Origin of the sequence: Sciscionella sediminilitoris, assembly GCF_000737195.2 — a bacterium.
In the GTDB taxonomy this organism is placed as follows: domain Bacteria; phylum Actinomycetota; class Actinomycetes; order Mycobacteriales; family Pseudonocardiaceae; genus Sciscionella; species Sciscionella sediminilitoris.
Map to the genome: position 1 here is coordinate 40,705 of NZ_JALM01000042.1, position 20,258 is coordinate 60,962.

The 20,258-nt window shown below is 64.3% G+C and carries 18 protein-coding genes and 1 pseudogene; 3 read left to right on the forward strand and 16 right to left on the reverse strand.

What is annotated here, in order from left to right; genetic code table 11:
- Positions 1–4: 4 nt before the first annotated feature.
- The 10 genes from AD72_RS18985 to AD72_RS19030 form a co-directional block, all read right to left on the reverse strand.
- Positions 5–1,261 (reverse strand): MlaD family protein, encoded by a 1,257-nt coding sequence (locus AD72_RS18985; protein WP_031467869.1) that lies wholly within the window; start codon positions 1,259–1,261, stop codon positions 5–7.
- A complete protein-coding gene (locus AD72_RS18990) occupies positions 1,258–2,571 on the reverse strand; it encodes an MlaD family protein (protein WP_031467870.1) in 1,314 nt (437 codons plus the stop codon). Before AD72_RS18990 ends, AD72_RS18985 begins: the two co-directional genes overlap by 4 nt.
- A complete protein-coding gene (locus tag AD72_RS18995) occupies positions 2,571–3,803 on the reverse strand; it encodes an MlaD family protein (RefSeq protein WP_231644890.1) in 1,233 nt (410 codons plus the stop codon). The genes AD72_RS18990 and AD72_RS18995 overlap by 1 nt, the downstream gene beginning before the upstream one ends.
- Positions 3,804–3,856: 53 nt before the next feature.
- Positions 3,857–5,332, reverse strand: coding sequence for an MlaD family protein (locus tag AD72_RS19000; protein WP_156365262.1), 1,476 nt, complete (start codon positions 5,330–5,332; stop codon positions 3,857–3,859).
- The gene (locus AD72_RS19005; protein ID WP_031467872.1) at positions 5,329–6,558 is read right to left on the reverse strand and encodes an MlaD family protein; all 1,230 of its coding nucleotides are present in this window, start codon (positions 6,556–6,558) and stop codon (positions 5,329–5,331) included. The genes AD72_RS19000 and AD72_RS19005 overlap by 4 nt, the downstream gene beginning before the upstream one ends.
- Positions 6,559–6,560: 2 nt before the next feature.
- Positions 6,561–7,343, reverse strand: a complete 783-nt coding sequence (locus tag AD72_RS19010) for an ABC transporter ATP-binding protein (protein WP_051898776.1) — start codon at positions 7,341–7,343, stop codon at positions 6,561–6,563.
- 82 nt (positions 7,344–7,425) lie between these two features.
- Positions 7,426–8,295 (reverse strand): ABC transporter permease, encoded by an 870-nt coding sequence (locus AD72_RS19015; protein WP_026197253.1) that lies wholly within the window; start codon positions 8,293–8,295, stop codon positions 7,426–7,428.
- 12 nt (positions 8,296–8,307) lie between these two features.
- Complete coding sequence (locus AD72_RS19020) at positions 8,308–9,147, reverse strand: MlaE family ABC transporter permease (protein ID WP_231644891.1); 840 nt, start codon at positions 9,145–9,147, stop codon at positions 8,308–8,310.
- Between the two features lie 540 nt (positions 9,148–9,687).
- Entirely contained in the window at positions 9,688–10,365 is a 678-nt protein-coding gene (locus tag AD72_RS19025; RefSeq protein WP_020497558.1) for a response regulator, read from the reverse strand.
- 435 nt (positions 10,366–10,800) lie between these two features.
- Positions 10,801–12,234 carry an aldehyde dehydrogenase family protein gene (locus tag AD72_RS19030; protein ID WP_082469029.1) on the reverse strand — a complete coding sequence of 478 codons (1,434 nt, stop codon included), beginning with the start codon at positions 12,232–12,234 and terminating at the stop codon, positions 10,801–10,803.
- 140 nt (positions 12,235–12,374) lie between these two features.
- Between AD72_RS19030 and AD72_RS19035 the strand changes: the two genes are divergently transcribed.
- Together AD72_RS19035 and AD72_RS35750 are read left to right on the forward strand one after the other, a co-directional pair.
- Positions 12,375–13,166, forward strand: a complete 792-nt coding sequence (locus tag AD72_RS19035; protein WP_020497560.1) for a coniferyl-alcohol dehydrogenase — start codon at positions 12,375–12,377, stop codon at positions 13,164–13,166.
- A 268-nt stretch (positions 13,167–13,434) separates the two neighbouring features.
- Positions 13,435–13,857: a transposase family protein gene (locus AD72_RS35750; protein WP_255357167.1), complete on the forward strand. Its 423-nt coding sequence runs from the start codon at positions 13,435–13,437 to the stop codon at positions 13,855–13,857.
- On the opposite strand, the gene istB is transcribed toward AD72_RS35750, so the two are convergent.
- Positions 13,831–14,604, reverse strand: coding sequence for an IS21-like element helper ATPase IstB (gene istB, locus AD72_RS19040; RefSeq protein ID WP_031467876.1), 774 nt, complete (start codon positions 14,602–14,604; stop codon positions 13,831–13,833). The genes AD72_RS35750 and istB overlap by 27 nt on opposite strands.
- On the reverse strand, positions 14,601–16,232 hold the full coding sequence (gene istA / locus AD72_RS19045) for an IS21 family transposase (RefSeq protein ID WP_231644893.1): 1,632 nt from the start codon (positions 16,230–16,232) through the stop codon (positions 14,601–14,603). Before istA ends, istB begins: the two co-directional genes overlap by 4 nt.
- A gap of 195 nt (positions 16,233–16,427) precedes the next feature.
- On the opposite strand from istA, the pseudogene AD72_RS35755 reads away from it, so the two are divergent.
- A pseudogene (locus AD72_RS35755) lies at positions 16,428–16,997 on the forward strand (transposase); the annotation flags it as partial.
- A gap of 349 nt (positions 16,998–17,346) precedes the next feature.
- On the opposite strand, the gene AD72_RS19055 reads toward AD72_RS35755, so the two are convergent.
- The 4 genes from AD72_RS19055 to AD72_RS19065 are packed head-to-tail and all read right to left on the reverse strand — an operon-like array spanning position 17,347 to position 20,151.
- Positions 17,347–19,164 carry a phosphoenolpyruvate carboxykinase (GTP) gene (locus AD72_RS19055; protein WP_031467879.1) on the reverse strand — a complete coding sequence of 606 codons (1,818 nt, stop codon included), beginning with the start codon at positions 19,162–19,164 and terminating at the stop codon, positions 17,347–17,349.
- A gap of 30 nt (positions 19,165–19,194) precedes the next feature.
- Positions 19,195–19,746 carry a hypothetical protein gene (locus tag AD72_RS19060; RefSeq protein WP_156365264.1) on the reverse strand — a complete coding sequence of 184 codons (552 nt, stop codon included), beginning with the start codon at positions 19,744–19,746 and terminating at the stop codon, positions 19,195–19,197.
- Positions 19,747–19,774: 28 nt separating this feature from the next.
- A complete protein-coding gene (locus tag AD72_RS36665; RefSeq protein WP_156365265.1) occupies positions 19,775–19,951 on the reverse strand; it encodes a hypothetical protein in 177 nt (58 codons plus the stop codon).
- On the reverse strand, positions 19,948–20,151 hold the full coding sequence (locus tag AD72_RS19065) for a hypothetical protein (protein ID WP_156365266.1): 204 nt from the start codon (positions 20,149–20,151) through the stop codon (positions 19,948–19,950). Before AD72_RS19065 ends, AD72_RS36665 begins: the two co-directional genes overlap by 4 nt.
- Between the last annotated feature and the right edge of the window lie 107 nt (positions 20,152–20,258).

The following is a 20,258-nucleotide window of genomic DNA, read 5'->3' on the forward strand; positions in this document are numbered from 1 at the left end:
GCCCTCACTTCGCCGGTTTCCCGAGCGTGCGCAACAGCGGAATGGTGTCCGGACCGACCTGCCCGATACCACGGAGCATGCCGCCGTCCCCGTCGGTGACGCTGGTGGCCGATCCGGTGTTGTAGACGAAGGCCTGCAAGTCCTGCAGATACGGCACCAGCGAACCAGTGACGGGGTCGAGCCGCGAGCTGATCTGTTGGAGGTCGGGGAGCGCGGCGTTCACGTCACCGACGACCGGCCTGAGATCGGACACGACCGGCTCTGCCTGTTGCACAACGGGTTTCGCCTTGTCGGCGACGGATCCGAGTCGATCGGCAGTATCCGAAAGCCCGGCAAGCGCACCGGGTAGTTTGCCCGACGCGCGCCGGACGTCGTCCAGCGTCGGGTTCAGCTGACCGGTCAGCTCCTGCACCACCTGTGTGGCCTGATGCAGCTGGTCGGTGAAATCGGGGAGACGGCGCAGGGTGGAGTCGAGCGGACCCCCCTTGTCGGCGACCGTCCGCAGGGTCTGCTGGAGGTTGCCTGCCAGATCGGAGAGCCGCTGGTCATTGCCCCCGACCGCCTGCGAGATCGTGGCCAGTTCACTGACCAGCGCCGCGATCTCCTGCTTGCGCGTTCGAAGAGAGGACATCACCGGTTGCAAATCCCGGACCACCTTGTCGGTCGCGCTCAGGCCACCGGGCAGGTGACGGGGCGCGTCGGCCAGCGCCGTGTCCGACTCGTTGATCAGCGCGCCGAGCGCCGTTCTCGTGCCCCGATCCAGGTGCTGGGTCACCTTGTCGATCGTCACCGGACTCCGCGTATTGCCCAACGGCAGTGTCGCTCCCTGAGCCAGCGGCTTCCCGTGCTGGGCGTCGCCTGGGTTCACTTCCACGTACATCTCGTTGAGCGGGCTCTTGGGGCGCAACACCAGCGCCGCGTTCGAGTACACCCGGTACTTCGGGTCGATACCGAGTTCGACGTCGGCGGTGCCGTCCTTGGCGACACTGGCCGCCTGGATGGCACCGACCGTGACACCGGCAATCCGGACTTCCTGCCCCTGTCCCGCCGCGACACCCTGTGCATCGGAGAACTTGGCGTGGAAGACGAACCGGTTCGTCCACGGCCACGCGGTCAGTCCGGAGCCCTGGTGGCCGAGAATGATCCCACCGGCAACCCCGGCGAGCAGGAGCAGCACGACGAACATCGCGACATTACGGCCGAGTTTCGGCTCGGTACGGATGCGCTGCCAGTACTTGCGCAGCTTGGCGCGCTTACTCATCTATCGCCCTTCTCACTGATACCCGTCAGATGTCCGAGCAGTTGTTCGAGGCTGATCGGCAGGCCGCTGACCGTTCCCGCGCTGACCCCGATGCCGAATCCGATCGTGGCGCCGTTCTTGTCAGTGACGGAGGCGAGCCGGTCCATCCCGGCGACCGTGTAGGCCAGCTGCTTGTACAACGGCTGATTCCCGCCGCTGTTCTTGTAGTGACCGGTGCCGTGATACGGCGAGAGCACCGTCTTCGTGACAGGACCGTTCAACCGGTCGAGCACCGGTCCACGCAAGTCGTCGAGCACCGGCGAAAGCTGCTTCGCGGTCGGGGTCAGCTGGTCGACAAGGGGGCGGGCATTGGTCAGCAGATTCTTGAGATCACCGACCACCGGGCGTGCCTTGGTCAGGGCGGGGTCGAGATGGGCGAGCGTGGTGTTCAGCTCCCGCACTGCCGGACGCGCGGGCCCCGCGGTTTCGCGCAATTTGACCAGGGAATCCTTCAGCTCCGCCAGCCCGGAATCGGTCGAATCGAGTGTGGCGGGCAGCTTGTGCAGAGTGCCGGCGAGATCCTGCGAACGGTTTCCGAGCACGGTCCCGGTGCGGTCCAGATCGGCCGTGATCGAGTCGAGCTGCCCCTGCTGTCTGGTCAGCGCCGCCGCCGTCTGCTCGAGCCCGTCGACCAGATTGGGAAGATCGCTACCTGGACGGTTCCCTTGCACCGCAGTGAACACCGGTCCCGCGTCGGTAAGAGTGCTGTGCGCGTCCGCGAGCAAATCCTGCAGCGCCTTGTGCCCACGGCCATCCAAGGTCTCGGCTCCATTTCGGACCGTTCCCTGCAATGATCGCAGCGTATCGGGCTGAAGTGTCCTGGTGATCTTGTCCATCTCGACCGGGACTGTGGTCCGTGTCTGCGGAATCCCGGCAGCCGAGCGTCCTGGGGGTCCGCCCGGGACCAGGTCGATGTAGTAGTTGCCACCCAGCAGCGTGGTCGGCCGGATTCTCGCCGACGGTCGGCTGCGGAGCTTATCGGGGATATCGTCACCGACGCGCATCGTGACCATCGCCGAACCGGAGCGATCCCGGTCCACGGCCGTGACGGTACCGACGTCGATCCCGGACATCTTGACCTGGCTGCCGTACGGAACGATGCCGTAGTCCTGACTGAACCGCGCCGTGATCGTGGGCTCACCGCTGAACGCGACCTCCAGCTGTTGCTTGTAGAAGATCAGCACGCCGATCGCGGCAGTAGCCGTGATCAGCACCAAGCCCAGGGTCAGCGGCCGGATCCCCCGCGAATTGCGCAAACCGATACGTGCCATCACTTTCCGCCGTTCTGCCCAAGCAGGCTGGTCTTGCGGTCCTTGATCGCCTGTCCAGGGGCCGGGTAGGGATTCCGTGACACGGTCGGATCCTTGAGGCCTGGGACCAGTCCGGTCAGCAACTCGGTGCTCGGAAAGATGAAGAACCGTGCCCAATGTCCGGAGTCATCCCCGTCGCTGAGCGCACGCGTCACGTAGGTGAAGAAGTCCGCGATCTCCGGGGAGTAGGCGCGCAACGTCGCGACCGGATCGGCGGCCGTGTTCACGGTCTTGGTGAGTTTCGGCGCCAACGGCCGGGCATCCCGCATGACACCGGTCAGATCGCGGACGGCCGGATCTGCCTTGGTGGCCACGGGCGGCACCTTGTTCAGCGGCCGGACCCCTTCCCGCAACACGCCGCGGACATCGGGAGTCGCTTTGCCGAGTGCCTCTGCCCCACTGCGCAGCTGCGTCATCGCGGAGCCGGTATCGGCGAGCGGAGGGTTCAGCTTGCGCAGCGCGGTCCGTGCCTCGGTCAGCGTGCCCGGCACCTTTCGCAGCGTTGCGGACAACGGCGCCCCGCCGTCGGTCGCGGCGGCGTCGAGCGTGGTATCGAGCTGCCTGACCAGACCGGCGAGTTGTTGCTGGCGTCCCTGAAAGCGCCCGGCGAACGCATCCACCGCACGCAGCATTCTTGCCGTTCCCGCTCCGCCACGCGACGAGAGCGCCCGTGAGATCGTACCGACATCCGGCAGCTCGTCGGGGAGGGCTCCGACCGTGTCGTGCAGATCCTTCGCGTGTCCGGCCAGCCCGCGTCCGGTCTGGCGAATCGTCGAGCCGAGTGCGTCGCGAGTCGGTTTGTCCAGGACGGCAAGCAGGTCGGTGACATCCTGTGCCCCGGTCGTATCCGCAGGTCCGAGCAACTGCCCCGGACGGAGCGCGCCGGCGTCCGGTGTTCCGGGATTCAGGTTCACGAACTTGAGGCCGAGGGCCGAGCGCGCGCCCACCGAGGCCGCCGTCGCATTGGCGTTGCGGTAGATCTTGTCGGTACTGCTCAGGTTGAGATCCGCTATCGCCACACCGCGCACCAGGCGGATATCGCCGACCTGGCCGACGCGGACACTTGCGATCCTGACGTCATCGCCCGGCCGCAGCGAACCGACGTCGCTGAAGGCCGCGCGCACCGTCAGTCTTGTCGTTCCCGGGATCCCGTGTTGGGCGGAGACTGCGAATATCGCCGCGGCGGCGAACACAGCAGCGACAACGCCACCGATGACCACTGACTTGGTGCGCTTGCGTGCTGCCATCAGTTCCCGCCTCCGATGAGGAATTGCATCGCGTTCGATTCCTGCTGCGCGCTCAGGCCTGTGGCGCTTCCGTCCGGTTTCTTCTGCGGTGCAAGCAATCCACTCGGCTGGCTGCCCTGCTTACCCAACAGCGAGGAGAGCACACCGCCGAGTCCATGTGGCTGCTCTTGGGCGATCGGTCCCGGCGCCGGACGTTGTGGCTGGGCGCCACCGGCGGCACCAGGCGGCGGCTGGTTGAGCGAGGGAATTCCGGTCGCCTTCTTGCCGAGCAGTTCGGGCAGTACGCTGCCGAGGGTGATGTTGGCGTCGAAACTCAGGTGGGCGCGGAAGTAGTGCGAGATGCCGTCGTAGCCGTTGGTCGTCAATGCCCAGTAGCGCAAGAAGTTCAATACGTTGCCGAAGTTGTCCGAAAGATCGGTGACCACCGGCCGCGCATTCGAGACCACACCACGAAGGTTCGGGCTCGCGGCACGAAGCTGATCGGCTACGGGGCGGGCCTGCTCGAGGAGCTGCTTGGCGTGGTCGAGCACCGGTTCGGCGCTGCCCAGCGCCGGATTCGCGGACGCGGTGAATCCTTGGAGTTCCGCGCTGATCCGGTCGAGATTGTCCGTTGCCGGGCGCAACGCCCGTAGCGAGGGCGTCGTCTGGCGCGCCGTGGAGGTCAACGTCGAGAGGGTGCGGCTCGCATCCGTCAGCGTCGCGGGCAACTGCTCCAGCGTGTCATTCAACTCTCGCTGCCGCGCAGCGGTGACAGCCGTCACCTGATTCGCGGAGGACATCAGGCCGTCGAGCGATTTCCCGTGGTCGTCGGCGAGTGCCTTGGTCACCGGCCCGAGCTTGTCGACCAGATCGTTTAGCACACCGTTCTGATCGTGCAGGATCCGGGAAAACTTGCCGGTGTCACGCATCGCCGGTTCGAGCGCGGCAATCGCTTTCCTGGCGTTCTGACCGTTCCCGTCCAGGCCTTCGCCCAGCGTACCGATCAGCGCGCTCAGCGCATCACCTGTGGGCTGGTCCACCGTGTCGAGCACCTGGTCGAGATCGGTGCTCTGGGCCGTCTGCTTCGTCGGCAACACTTCACCGGGCCGTAGCGCAGGCGCCGCGTCCGAGCCACGATCGAGGTCAAGATAACGTTCGCCGAGCAGGCTCACTGCCCGGATCGTCGCGTGTGCGTCCGTGTGGATCGGGTATGCGCTGCTGTCGAGCTTCATCGACACCACGGCCTCATGCGGCTTCGCGAGCCGGATAGCCGAGATGGACCCCACCTTCACCCCGTGCACCTTCACATCGCTGCCCTCAAGCAACGGGCTCGCATCGGTGAACTGGGCACGAAGCACTCCGCCCTGCTGATCGGCTGTCGTGCCCACTACCGTCCAGCCGGAGGCCGCGAGCAAGACCGCGACGACCAGCAGTACCGTTTTTCCGACCGGCATCCGCCGCAGGCCGGGCTTGATACTCGACTTACGTGCGTTCACCGGACTCCCTCCCCCGCGGCATCGGTCCACGGCTGGCCGGCGAGCGCACCGGGGGACGGCTGCTGTTCGACCTTGAATCCGGGCGGTGTGATGCCAGGGTTGATGTTCACGCTGCTCAGCCCGACTTGCGCGAGAACCCGCGCGTAATGACCGGTACCCGAGTAGTTCCCCATCGCCGAACCCCAGTTCGACACGAGCCCGGCGAGCTCGGGAGTGTAGGGCCGGAGAAAGTCCACGGCCGGCGTCAGGTTGGTCACCAGCGAGTTCACCCCGGGAACCACAGCGTGCGCACGGTCGAGCAGACCGGGCGTATAGCGCAGCAGTGTGCTCGCCGAGGCCAGTGTCGGGCGCAGCTGCGCGGTCAGGGGACGCAAATCGCTCAGTACCGGTTGAAGGTTCCCCGCCACCGAGGGAAGCCGATCGGTGGCCGGTTTGAGCTCATCGAGCAGCGGTACCGCCCGGTCGGTGGCAGAAGGTACCGTGTCGAGCGTCGATTTGGCGGTGTCCAGCGTCCCAGGCAACTTGCGCAGCGTCGCGGCGAGTGCGCCGCGCTGATCGACGGTCGCCGAACTCAGTTGCGAGAGCCGGTCCACGATATCGCGCACCTGTCCGTCCCGATTAGACAGTGTCGAGAGCATCTGCTCGACCTGCGTCACCAGTGCCTTGATCGCCGGACCGTCGGTCCCCAGGCCTTTGAGTACCTCGCCGAGTGCACCGAGTGCGGGGCCCGCCGAGCGCACCGTGTCATTGACGTCCTGCTCATGCCCCTTCAGCGTTCCGTCGAGCCGGTTGACCAGCGCGTTGAGCTTGTCCCGTGTCGGCTTGTCCAGTGCAGCCAACACCTGGTCGATCTCCATCGGCTGGGGCATGCTGCCCGGGATCATCCCCCCACTGGGGATCACTATGTTCGAAGCGGGACCATCGGTGAGATCCAGGTGCCGTTCCCCTACCAGGGCCTTCCAGCGCACGACCACGCTCGCACCGGCGTGCAGCGGCGTGTGGGAAGAGTCCAGATCGAGGGTCACCTTCGCCTTGCCGTTCTCGGCCTCGATCGACTCGACGGTTCCTGCCTCGAATCCGTGCATCTGCACGGTTCCCCCGGGGACCAGGTTCGTCGCCGAAGCCAGCATCACCGTCACCCGATACGAATCGCCGCCGAGGAAGACGAATCCGGCGGCACCGAGCACGACGGCCACCGCGATCACGACAAGCAGCGTTCTACGCATCGTCAGTCCATTCCCAACGGGCCGGCCGACTCGCCCGCGAGGAACTGGCGGACGAACGGATCCGAACAAGCGAAGGCCTCCTCGGCCCCGCTGTAATGCACGACCTCGCCTCGCCAGATCAGGCCCACATAGTCGCTCAACTTCCTCGCGCTCCGAATATCGTGAGTGACCACGAGGTAGGTACCGCCGTATTCTTTGTGGATATCGAGGATCAAATCGCAGAGCAGACTCGTCCGCACCGGGTCAAGGCCGGAGTCGGGCTCGTCGAAAAGTACGATCTTCGGGTTCAGCACCAAAGCACGGGCGAATCCGGCGCGTTTACGCATTCCTCCGGAAATCTCGGAGGGCGTCTTGCCGATCGAAGCCTCCAGCCCGACTTCCTTCGCCCGGCTCATCACGAGCTCCTCGATGTCATCCTCGCTCATATCGGTATGCTTTCGCAACGGGAAGGCTATGTTGTCGTAAAGATTCATAGATCCGAAAAGCGCACCGTCTTGGAACAGGACGCCGAAATTCTTTCGTATCTCGTAACGTTCGGCTTCCGGAATATTCCAGATGTTCTTCCCGAAGACGATCACCTCACCCTCATCGGGTTCGAGCAGGCCGACGAGATGTTTGATCAAGACGCTCTTCCCAGTACCCGAAGGACCAAGGATAGTGGTGATCGCGTTATCCTTGAAGTTCAGCGTCAGATCTTTCATGACCTGAAAATCGCCAAAAGACTTCTTCAAGTTTCGCACCTGCATGGTCGACGGCTCCGGATCCAGCCGCTGATCACCGCGCATGGCGGCGGAATCTACTTCACCGTTGATCGTTCCGGTGTCGGCGCGGTTCCCGTACACTTGTTCCTCCGAAGTGTTCGACTCCTCAGTTGGCAACCGGCGCATTGACGTTTCCGCCCCAGAGCAACTGGGTCGAAAGGAACGCGATCACGTGGACCAGCACCATGTTCAGCATCATCGATCTCGCAGTATTTCTCCCGACACCTACGGGTCCACCGCCCGCGTTGTATCCGTAATAACAGCCGACAAATATGATGGCCGTGGCCATGAGAATGACCTTTATCAGCGCGTACAACAGGTCAAGCGGATTCTGAAAAAGCCAGAATATGAACGAGTAACCCCCGGACGAGACACCGCCGAGCAGCTGCACGGTCACCAGGTAGCCGCCGATGAAGGAGATCCCGAGACCGACGACGAACAGAAAAGGGATCGCCAGCCATGCCGCGACCACCCGTGTGCCGACCAGATAGCTCCGGGATTTGACGCCCATGACCTCCAGTGCATCGATCTCGTCCGATATACGCATCGAACCGATCTCCGCCACCAGTCCACAGCCGACCTTCGCCGCGAAGATGTAACCGTACATATACGGCGACATTTCCCGCAGCAGGCACCATGCGTTGAACACACCCGAATAGAGCGGCGCTCCGATCTGATCGAGTACGTATTTCCCTTCCAGGCCGCACTCATAGCCGATGACGAACTGCATCAGCCATATAATCAGCCCGCTCGATAGGATGATGATCCCGGTCTGATGAAATATCTCGGGAACGAAATGCCGAAGGTCACCGAACGACCGGACGGTGCGCCCGGAGAACTTGGCGATCTCACCACCTGTTCCTACGGCTGTACGTACTTTGCCAAGGGCACCGGAGAGCGAGAGTTCGACGTAGTCCTCTCGTGGACTCCGGGGTGACCTGCTTTCACGCCCGTTTTGCGAATCGGTAGTCGTCACGGCAGTTCCACCTCACTTGAATGCCTGCATGCCGGGGTTGAGCCCGAGCAGGATCGCCGTGAAGACGGCGTTGAAGATCCATGTGGACGCGAAGGCGATCACGACCCCCTGGTTTACCGCACGGCCGACCCCGACCGGACCGCCGGCGGCACGGTATCCCTTGTAACTGCACACAACCCCGATGATGAGTCCGAACAGTGCAGTTTTCGCTACCGTGGCCCATATATCGGTCGTTGTCGAGTTGGCAAAGAACAGCGAGAAGAACGAAGCCGCGTCCGCCCCGTGCAGCGGTACCGCTCCTACATAACCGCCGATGACACCGCAGGCGAGGGAGAGCAGATCCATCAGCGCCGTCACGATCACCATCGCCACTACTCTCGGCACCACGAGCGTCCGTATCGCGTCGACGCCGAGCACTTCCATGGCGTCGATTTCCTCGCGGGTACGCCGAGCGCCGAGGTCGGCAGTCAAGGCGGTACCGACGACGCCCGCGACGATCATGGCGTCGATCCACGGCCCGAACTCACGAACGCTACCGACCACCATCAGCGATCCGAGCCGTTCGGGGACACCGAGTAGCGCAAGAAGGTTGCCTGCCTGGATCCCCACGACACCGAGCCCGAACGCCGTGCTGGAGAGAAAAAGGGGAAACCAGCACAGCTTCAGCGCGTCGAACAGCTGGTTGCGCACTTCACCCCAGTAGCCGACCGGATGCCGCGCGGCCGACCACAGCACCTTGGCGCCGAACCGGACGATATCGCCGGCATCGGCGAGCGGCGCCGCCACGGCATCCAGGGCCTTACGGATACGTAACGCCCGGCGCCGGCCAAGCGAAACCCTGGAAACGGTCAACGCAGGCTCCTCGCTCCTCGCTCCGACATTGCTACAAAGTGAACCCGATCAGAATCTATATTTCCACACGATTACCCCGAAAACCTCCGGCTGTCGGTCTCGGAACCCCCACATGGAGGTATCACCGCCGCGCCTTTCGCGATCGCATAATAGTTGAAGCAAATCCGCGAAGACCGCCGATGACAATTCCGGTGCACACGGTCAGAGCAACCTGTCCCCCGTGCAGTCCCCCGCCGAGTATCACCAATGGCAACACGAGAAGATAAGCAGAAAGCGAGGCAATGGCCCCGTGCAAAATCGGCCACTCCGCCTCTCCTATACGCGCGGAAGCCGACACAAAAGCCAAGACGGCGACAGCGATGAGGCAGTACCGGCCGATTGACGGAACGAGATCTGCCACCAGAGGCTCCGCGAGACCGCCGAGAACGAAAAGGGTGAAACCGCGAGACGCTCCACGCACCAACACGGGCGCATCGACATGTTCCGCCCACGCCATAAGATCGATACGGTAAAAAGGCCGACGGAGCGCGCCACGATTCATCATATTACGGCCATCTCCTCAAGTAGTCCGTATTGGACAGCACGGGTCACCGTCTTCGTTCTGGTTCCGGTTCCGAGTTTTCGCATGACCCTGGTGAGGTGATCTTTGACGGTGTATCTGCTCAAATGTATTCTTTCGCCGATTTCGCGATTGGTGAGACCTTCGGCGACGAGCTCCAGCACAGCGCGTTCGTTCGGGGTCAAGGAAATCTCGGCCTCGCTCAGGTCTTCCGGCACCGCCGTCACATCGATCACGCTCTGCCCATCCGCCGCGGCGCGGAGCTGCTTTCCCAGCTCCTCGGACGGTGTGCTTTTCAGCAGGAAGCTCCGCGCCCCGGCGTCAAGGGCACTGGCCGCCGATGTGGGGTCGTCATAACTGGTCAACATGGCGATGTGAACGCCAGGGCTGAGCAGGCGAGCGCTTCGGACGAGATCGACACCTGATAGAGAGCCGAGACGCAGGTCTACGACCAACAGATCGATCGTCCGTGAAGTCAGGAATCGTATCGCCTCGGCCGGGTCCAGGAACGCTGCGACGACCTTGATGCCGAAGCGGTTCGCCAAGCGCGCCAGGCCGTCCAGCACCAGCTGGTGGTCATCGACGAGCACGGCGCGCCGAAGTTGTGCCCCCTGCCCGCCGTGCTCTGCTGCCGCTGCCTCCGGTGCGAGCCGGTTCATGACTGGCCACCGGCAGGCCGCACCGGACGAACCAGAGCAATCCGGTATCGCCGCACCGAGAATAGGTCTCGAGCCGGCATCGGAACGCCGCAACGGCCCCTGCATCGACGTAATCGGATACTCATCGTCATCGCTCCCACGCCTCATTGCGTACCCGCTGGCCACGCACCGCTGAAGCCCTCGGGTGGCCAACTGCTACAGATTTTATAGTCAAGATTAAAGTAAAAAGCAAGCGCCCTCGGGTTCGGGACGCCGACAGCCGCACCGGAGCCGGACCGTCCCTTGTTCAGGTACGGGATCGGCGGAACCCTGCGGAATTCGGCGCCCTGGTAGAAATGCCCGCGCTCAGTCCGCCCGGGACCGCCCTTTTCGCCATGGTCGGCCACCGGCGCTACGGCGCCAATCGCAGCGACAATCAGGAGAACGTGGAGGTACTCAGAAGAATCGGCGCAACAAACGCAGCTTCCGTTCGGTATACGGCGGGTACAGCAGCGCGGGATCCGGCCTGGACGGTTTCGAGAGCACAGCCTTCCGGTGGCTGAGGTTTTCGAAGCCCCACCGTCCGTGGTAGGCACCGATACCGCTGTCGCCCACACCCCCGAACGGAAGGTTCGGCTCGAGACAATGCATGGCGACGTGGTTGACCACGACACCTCCGGAGCTCGTCGCCTGCAGCACTCGTTCCCGTTGAGCGTTCGATTTGGTGAATAGGTATATCGCAAGCGGTTTGGGCCGTTCGTTCACAAAACGAACCGAAGAATCCAGTGAGTCCACTGTGAGCACCGGCAGGATCGGACCGAAGATCTCTTCGGCCATGACCGGAGAGTCCGGCGCCGGATCGAGGATGATCGTCGGCTCGATCCCGAGCGCTGCCGCGTCATAGCCGCCCCCGACCACCCGCTCACCGTCCGAACCATCGAGCGCCGCGGTGAGCCGTTCGAACTGCCGCCTGTTCACGATCGGCTGGGTCGAGCAGGACTGGTGTGCACGCAAAGCGCGCACCGCCTTCGTCAACTCTTCGAGGAATCGGTCCTGGACAGAGTGCTGCACCAGTACGTAGTCGGGAGCAATACAGGTCTGCCCGGAGTTCAGCAACTTGACCCAGGCGATCCGCTTCGCGGCAACGGCCAGATTCGCGCTCTCCGTGATGATTACCGGGCTTTTGCCGCCAAGTTCCAGCGTGACCGGAGTCAGGTTCGGTGCGGCGGCTTCCATGATGCGCCTGCCCACCTCGGTTCCACCGGTGAAGAAGACATGGTCAAACCCTTCACCGATCAATGCCTTCGTCAGTTCCGCCTCACCCTGCACCACGGAGTATGCCTGCCGATCGACATACTTCGGCAGCAGATCGGCCAGCAGCCTCGCCGTTGCGGGCGCATGTTCCGACGGTTTGATCACCGCACAATTCCCCGCTGCGATCGCGGCTACCAACGGCCCCAGTGTCAGGTAGACCGGGTAGTTCCACGGACCGATGATGAGCACCGTGCCGAGTGGTTCGTACTCATACCAGCCGCGCCCAGGAAGAGACGTCAACGCGACCGAGGTGCGCCTGCGCTTGACCCAGCGCCGTACTCGCTTGCGCGCGAACGCGGCCTCCGCTTTGGACGAGGCGATGTCACCGAGCCACGCTTCGCCATAGGGGCGCCCGAGATCCGCATAGAGCGCATCGGCGATCGCCTTCTCATGCTCTTCGAGCAACCGCTCGACACCGTGAAGCTGCCTGATTCGCCACTGCACATCCTTGGTCTTCGCGGCGGCGAACGTGGCGCGCAGCCTACTTACCAGTTCTGTCACGGCCGACGAGTCCGGCCGCTGCACGGCTGCGACGGTCGGCGCCTTCGGTGTCCCGCTCGTCAGGTCAGACGTCACTGCTCTGCTCCTTTGCTACAGCCATCAGGGACCGGTCCGGGCCACCCTTGAAGCGACAGCGTACCGCACTTTATAGTCTACGTTAAACAACTGCGATAGCATGCCTACCGTAAGCGTGGCGTGCAGCGAAAGGAATCTCAATGACGAGTACGAACGGGCTCCGCTGCGTGGTGACGGGCGCAGCTTCCGGTATCGGCCACGCGGTTGCCGAACAGCTCATCAAGGGCGGGGCCAGCGTGACCAGTCTCGACCGCAACGAACCAGCGGCCGCCGTCGATGAGCACATCACCGTCGACCTTTCCGATCGCGCGAGCATCGATCAGGCCGTCGAACAGCTCGGTACCGGATGGAACGCGCACATCAACGTCGCCGGACTGCCGGGCACGTACGATCCGACGCTCGTTTTCAAGGTGAATTTCCTCGGCATGCGTCATTTGTCCGAGGCGATGTTCGACCGGCTCGAACCGGGCGGAACCATCGTCAACGTCTCGTCGACCGCGGGTTTCCAGTGGGCCGAGCGTCTCGGCGCCATCCGTGAACTCCTGACGCAGGACACCTTCGAGTCAGGGCTGCGCTGGTTCGAAGAGCACCCGCAAGAGGGAAACGCGTACAACTTCGCCAAGGAATGCGTCACCGTCTACACGATGGCGATGGCGACCGGCCTCGTCGAGCAGGAACTGCGGATGAACGCGGTACTTCCCGGGCCGGTGCAGACCCCGATCCTGCCGGACTTCGAACAGTCGATGGGCAAGGACACCTTGGACGGGCTGAAGGGTCTGCTCGGCCGACACGCCACGCCCGACGAGGTCGCCTCCGCCATCCTGTTTCTGGCTTCGCCGGATTCCTCCTGGATCAACGGGCATCCGCTTGTGATCGACGGCGGCATCAGCGGAGCGGTACTCTCCGGCATCGTGCCCCCACCGGAAATCTGACCGTACGGAAGAAACCCCGAACAAGGTCATCGCATGACCAACGCTCGTCCGGACAGGGGAGTGTCAGATCAACGGCTCTGATCCGAATCCGGTGGTGGCTGTGCGTGTCGGTGCGTGTCGCATCGGGTACCTCGGGCCAGTGTGAGGCCAGTGCGATGCTGATCACCTTCTGAAGCTGGTGTTCCCGGGACTGCCGTCCCTGGTCATCGACGGTGTAGATGAGGACGCAGGGTCTCTGGCAGTGTGGGCGTCAACTCGGCCCGATCCGGTGGCATGCCCGGGATGCGCGACTCGGACTGGCCGGGTGCATGGCTACATCCATCGGCAGATCGCCGACCTGCCAGTCGGCGGGCGGCGCGTGCTGATCTGCCTGCGGGCGCGGCGCATGCGCTGCCCCAGCCTTGACTGTCCACGGCAGACTTTCCGTGAGCAGCCTGCTGGCGTCATCGAGTGGTATCAGCGACGGACCGTGCGGCTGACCACGCAGGTGGGCATCGTCGTCCGGGAGTTGGCCGGACGTGCCGGCGCCCGGGTGCTGGGCGGGCTCGGAGTCGCGCTCTCGCCGCAGACCGCGCTGCGGGCCTTGATGCGTGTCGGCGCTCACGTAATTCCCGGCGCCTGTGCTCATGTTATTCCGCAGGTGGTGGGTCCTTGTGGTGTTGTTTTACCCGGTGGCCTCCTTGGTGGTTGAGTCGCCCGGGGTGGGGCGTTTGTTGGGCCGGTAGCTGGGGCCGTTCATGAAGACTTGGTGACTGGTGTTGATGAGCCGGTCGAGCAGTGATTCGGCGACCACGGGGTTGGGGAACAGTGGATACCAGTCGACTGGTGACCGGTTCGAGGTCAGAACCAGGGAGCGGCCGGTGGTGGCGCGTTCGGATATCAGCTCGTAGAGGTCGTCGGCTTGGGTGGTGGACAGTTCGCGCATGCCGAAGTCGTCGAGGATGAGCACGGCGGGTTTGGCCAGTTCGCGTAGGCGTTTGTCCCAGCTGCGGTCGGCGTGTCCGCCGGCGAGGGTGGCTAGTATGCGGCTGGTTTTGGCGAACTTGACGTCGGCGCCCTGGCGGATCGCGAGGTGCCCGAGGCCTTGAGCGACGTGGGTCTTTCCGACCCCGACCGGCCCGTAGAGGATGACCGACTCACCGGCGGTCAGCCAGCGCAGCGCACCCAGATCACGGATCTGTGCCGCGGGCAGTTTCGGGCTCGCGGCGAAGTCGAATCCCTCGAGGGTGACCTGTTGTTCGAACTGCGCTCGCCGGATCCGGCGGGTGATGGCCTGGGATTCCCGGCGGGCGATCTCGTCATGGCAGAGCACCTGCAGGAACTCGATATGACCGAGTTCCCCGGCGCGGGCCTGGGCGAGGCGGGCTTCCAGAGTTTGAAGCATCCCGGACAGTTTCAGATTCCGCAGTGCCTGCTCGAGCGCGACATCGACGATCATGCCGACACCCCCGGCTCGTTGTCCCCGCTGGGATCGCGGTCGGTGCTCGCGGTGGACCGGTCCTGAGCGAGCGTGGCGTCCGCGGTGGGCATGGCCATGACGTTGCGGAACAGCCGCGAAGGACCATGCAGGAACGCCGCGGCACCACCGTCACCGGTCGGTGGCGGCGCGGGATCGGTTTCCAACCCAGCGGCGAGGATGCCCCTGATCGTGCGATACGAGGGGTCGCCGACCGCGATCGCTTTGGCGCAGGCCGCTTCGAGCCGTTCGGGGCCGTGTTTGTCGGCCAGCCCGAGCACTCCTTGAGCACCGCGCAACCGGAACAAGGCATTGACCTCGAGCAGCTCAGCGATCACGGCGACACACGCGTGCCCGATCTCGGCGGCGCGGGTGCGACACCACACCGGAGTGCGCATCTTGAACGCGATCTTCTCCGGTGGATAGTGCCCGAAATCGGTCTGTTTCCCGGCCTGCTTGCGCGGATGCGTCGCGATCAGCTGACCGTCATCGAAGATCTGCACCATGGTCGCGGTCGCCCGCGCATCCACTTTCCGGCCGATGTGACGCCACGGCACCGAATACAGACTCTTGCCGACCTTGACGTGAATATCCGGGCCCACGGTGGCTTTCGACCACGTGGCGAGCACGAACGGCTTGCGCGGCAACGCCAGCAGTGTTTCGGCTTCGACCGCTTCGAACACCGAGACCGGGGACGCACCGGCCAGGGGCCTGCAGGACCGGCGGCCAGCGACCTCCCGGCACCACAGGACCGCGGTCTCCTGCATCTGCTGCAACGAACCGAACTCGCGGCCGCGCCAGAACGAGTCCCGAACATAAGGCATCGGGCGCTCCACCCGGGGCTTGTCCTTCGGTTTGCGCGCTCGGGCCGGGTCCACCAGCGTCCCGTAATGCTGCGCGAGCTCGGCATACGAGCGGTTGATCTTCGGGTCATACAGATCAGTGCGGTCCACCCCGGTGCGCAAGTTGTCCGGCACCAGCCGGTGCGGCACCCCACCGAAGAACGCGAACGCCTCCACGTGAGCCTCGGTCCAGGCCTGCTGATCCATGGTCAGCACCGGGCGCACGAACATCAACCGCGAACAGGCCAGCACCATCACAAACGCCCACACCCGACGTTTCCGGCCACCCACCGGATCCGTCCACGACCCCAGATAGCCGTAATCGATCTGTGCTTCCTGCCCCGGTGGCGGATCCTCCCGCAACACCGTCACCCGGGCCCGCCGGTCGTCCTCGGGCAGATTCGCCGCGATATAGCGCTTCAACGACGCCACCGACGCGACCAGTCCATGCTCATCAGCCAGCCGCTGCCAGATCGTCTGCTTGGACACCCCGGCCGCGAGCATCGCCACGATATAGTCACGGTGGGTCTCGATCTCGGGCCACGTCGTCTGCCGCAGCCGCAAATCAGCCAACTCCGGGAACCAGCCCCGCACCAGCTCTTCCCACTCGAGCACCGGCTTCGCCGGACCACCCGGCACCAACCCAGCCTCGACCGCCGGAGTGACGTACTTCTTCACCGTCTTGCGATCCACTCCCAGACTGGTCGCGATCTCACTCTGCGAGCGGCCCGCATACCAATGAACCAGAATCTCGGTCACGTCGACCACGTTGAACGTCTCCTCGCCAATCCAGGCTCCCGTCAGCTCGATCCAACGAGAGCAGCCTTCGTCCTGCGAGGACCACACCAACAGCGACACGCTCAACACCCACACGGGAATTACGTGAACGCCAACCTGGGGAATAACGTGAGCGAAAACCACCCTAACCTGGGGAAATCCGTGAGCGCCGACAGTCTGGTTCGGGCGCCGAAATACCGCCCCACGTTGGTCGACCCTTACCGGGAGCATCTACGCCGTCGCCGTGAAGCCGATCCCGCCGTCCCGGTGAAGACCCTGTTCGCCGAGATCACACAGCTCGGCTACCCAGGAAGTCACAACCTGCTCTACCGCTACATCACCCAAGGCCGCGTCGAATCCGACCGACCAGCGATCTCCCCACGGCGCCTGGCCCGTTACCTGCTCACACGACCAGACCGACTCAAAGCCCACCAGCGAGAACGGCTCGACGCCGCCGTGAGCGCCTGCCCCGAGATACAGCCCTGGCCGGTCTCGTCGGCGACTTCGCCGCGCTTCTGGCTCCTGCCACCGGCAACGATATGCGCCTCACCGACTGGATCGAGCTGGCCCGGGCCGAAAACCTGCCCCATCTACACGCGTTCACTCGCGGACTCGAACTCGATCGCCACGCCGTCAATGCCGCCCTCACGCACTCATTCCACAATGGACGAACCGAACAAGACAAAGCTGATCAAGCGGCAAATGTACGGACGCGCAGCTTTCCCACTCCTACGCCACCACATCCTGCTCGAATGAACTACCCAACGTCACCACCGGAAGTAGACCAGAGCCGTTCGACTGACACACCCCAAATGTCCACACGACACGATTACAACGTCAACGTTCCTTGATGAGGCACTAGGAAGCGCAACTTAACGGATGGCTTGGAGAGGTCCAAGGCCTTCAGATCAGTCTGAACGAGGCGTCCCGCAAACTGGTCGATCTTGATGGCCGGCAGCAAGGCGCTCCCTCGGGGCCGGTCGACCTTGCTATGCCAGTGCTGATCGAACGGGCTGACTGACGGTTTCGGGCACCGTGGCTTGTTCCGGTGGGCGGGGATCGCGCTGGAGTCCTGCCCACCGGAAAGCGTGGTCTGTTTCAGGGCTTATCGGGATAGCTGGTTTTTGAGATGATTGAGTTCTTCGCGTAGTCCGGTGGGAAGCTTGGCACCGATAGTGGCGAACCATTCTTCGATGAGCGGGATCTCGTCCTGCCATTCGGCCGGGTCCACGCGCAGCGCCGCTTCGATGTCCTCGCGGGGCGTGTCCAGGCCGTCGAGGCTGAGGTCGTCGGCGGTGGGGACGGAGCCGATGGGAGTCAGGCTGCTGGTGGCGGTCTGTTCGACTCGCCGGATGATCCATTCGAGGATGCGGGAGTTTTCCCGGAATCCGGGCCACAGGAACCGGCGGTCGTCGCCGCGGCGGAACCAGTTGACATGGAAGATCTTGGGGAGTTTGGCGGGGTCGGCGTGTTCGCCGATGCGCAGCCAGTGCTGAAGGTAGTCGCCGGCGTGGTACCCGATGAAGGGCAGCATCGCCATCGGGTCCCGGCGCACGATGCCGACCTGGCCGGTGGCCGCGGCGGTGGTCTCGCTGGAGAGCGTGGCACCGAGGAAGACACCGTGGCGCCAGTCGCGGGCTTCGGTGACCAGGGGGACGGTGCTGGCGCGGCGCCCGCCGAACAGGATCGCGGAAATGGGCACGCCTCGGGGATCGTCCCATTCGGGCGCGACGATCGGGCATTGGCTGATCGGGGTGCAGAATCGCGAGTTGGGGTGTGCGGCCGGTTCACCCGTCTGCGGGGTCCAGTCGTTGCCGCGCCAGTCGGTCAGATGGGCGGGTGCGGTCGTCATGCCCTCCCACCAGACGTCGCCGTCGTCGGTGCGCGCGACGTTGGTGAAGATCGTGTTGCCCTTTTCGATGGTGCGCATGGCGATGGGGTTGGTGCCGTACCCGGTTCCTGGTGCGACACCGAAGAAGCCGAATTCCGGGTTGACCGCGTAGAGGCGCCCGTCCTCGCCGAAGCGCATCCAGGCGATGTCGTCGCCGAGTGTCTCGGCTTTCCAGCCTGGCACGGTGGGTTCGAGCATGGCGAGATTGGTTTTGCCGCAGGCGCTGGGAAAAGCGGCGGCGATGTAGTGCACCGCACCTTCCGGTGAGGTGAGCTTGAGGATGAGCATGTGTTCGGCCAGCCAGCCCTCATCACGGGCCATCGCCGAGGCGATGCGCAGCGAGTAGCACTTCTTGCCGAGCAGCGAGTTGCCTCCGTACCCGGATCCGTAGCTCCAGATGGTGCGCTCTTCGGGGAAGTGGGTGATGTATTTGGTGTTGTCACAGGGCCACGGAACATCGGCCTGCCCGGGTTTCAATGGCGCGCCGACCGAGTGCAGGGCCTTGACGAATTCGGCTTCCTCCCCGCCGGGAGTGGTGAATTTGGCGAGGGCATCGCTGCCCGCGCGGGTCATGATGCGCATCGAGAGCACGACATAGGCGGAATCGGTGATCTCGACCCCGAGTTCGGGGTTCTCCGCCTCGAGCGGGCCCATGCAGAACGGGATCACGTACATGGTGCGTCCCCGCATGGCACCGCGGTAGTGCTCGGTCATGATCGTTTTCATGTCGACGGGGTCCATCCAGTTGTTGGTCGGGCCTGCGTCGTCTTCGTCGCGCGAGCAGATGAAGGTGCGGTCCTCGACCCGGGCGACATCACTGGGGTCCGAGGCCGCCCAGAAGGAGTTGGGTCGCCCGGACAGCTCGACGAGGGTGCCCGCGTCCACGAGCATGCGGGTCAGCCGCTGCCATTCCTGCTCCGAACCGTCGCACCACACGATCTCGGCGGGACCGGTGAGCTCGGCGATCTCGCGCACCCAGTCCAGCAGCCCCTGGTGGGTGGTCGGGGCCTCGCCGGCAGCGGTTGTGCTCATTGGTGTTACTCCTTGATCTCGTGCGGCAGGTTATTCGCCGTTGTTCGAGGTTCGTCGGTTCGAAATGAGGGAATCGGGGCGGGCTAGGGCTTGGGCCACGGCTTCGCGGATCTGTCCGGTCAGCTCCGGAGTGGCGTGTTCGGGGCTTTGCTGCCCAGCGGGTGTGCCGAGAATGACCGCGTACACGCAGGCAAGGGCCATCTCAACGGTGGGCCGGGCCGGGGGCCGGGCCGAAGCGGCGAGCGCGGCACACAACCCAGGCAGCACGATTCCACTGGTGTGCCACCGATCTGGTGCCACGACGATGGGCTCCCAGGAATCGACGCGGTCCGGCAGTCCTTCCTCGAGCAGATCGACGAGCACATCGCAGCATTCGGTGATCTCCCGCAGCGGGAACGCGGCGGCGTCGCCGGGCTCCCAGGTGGTGATGTCACTGATTCCCGCGGCGATCAGCAGCGGGCACAGCATCGGATTGTCCCGAGTACCGGCGAGGATCACCCGTGCAGTGCCGAACCGGCGATGGGCATCCGCGAGCGAGGTCAAACAGCGCACAGCCGCGCCGATGGCGGCGACATCGGCCATAGTGACCACCGGCAGCGCCCCAGCGAACTCACCGGTCGCCGAAGGGGCCGCGAGGAACACCGCACCCCGCGGTCCTGGGAATGGCCTCCGCCGCGGTGTGCACGGTCGCCGCTGTCCCGCCGTGCCTGGTGATCAGCTCGGCGAGTTCGGTCAGCACGGCGTACTGGTCCTCCCGGCCGCGCAGCACCACCTGGCCCGACGTCATGACCGTTCCTGCCAGCACGACGGTGCGGCATCGATCCAGCCTGCGGTGTCCACGTCGTGGCGTGCAGCCAAGTCGAGCAGATCCTGCACGCGCGCTCGATGGCGGGCGGCGTCGTGCTCGCGGCCGTCGGCGACCGCGATGCGCCACGCCTGCTGGGCCTGATCGATCTGGCTCTGCAAGGCCCTGATGAATTCGCTCATGGTCTCCATTCACCCGGCGAACACTGGATCGAGGCGTACATCATCTGCGCACATAAAAGATTTCGCAAGTGTTGGATAACGCAAAGGCCGTTGATGTGACATGGTGC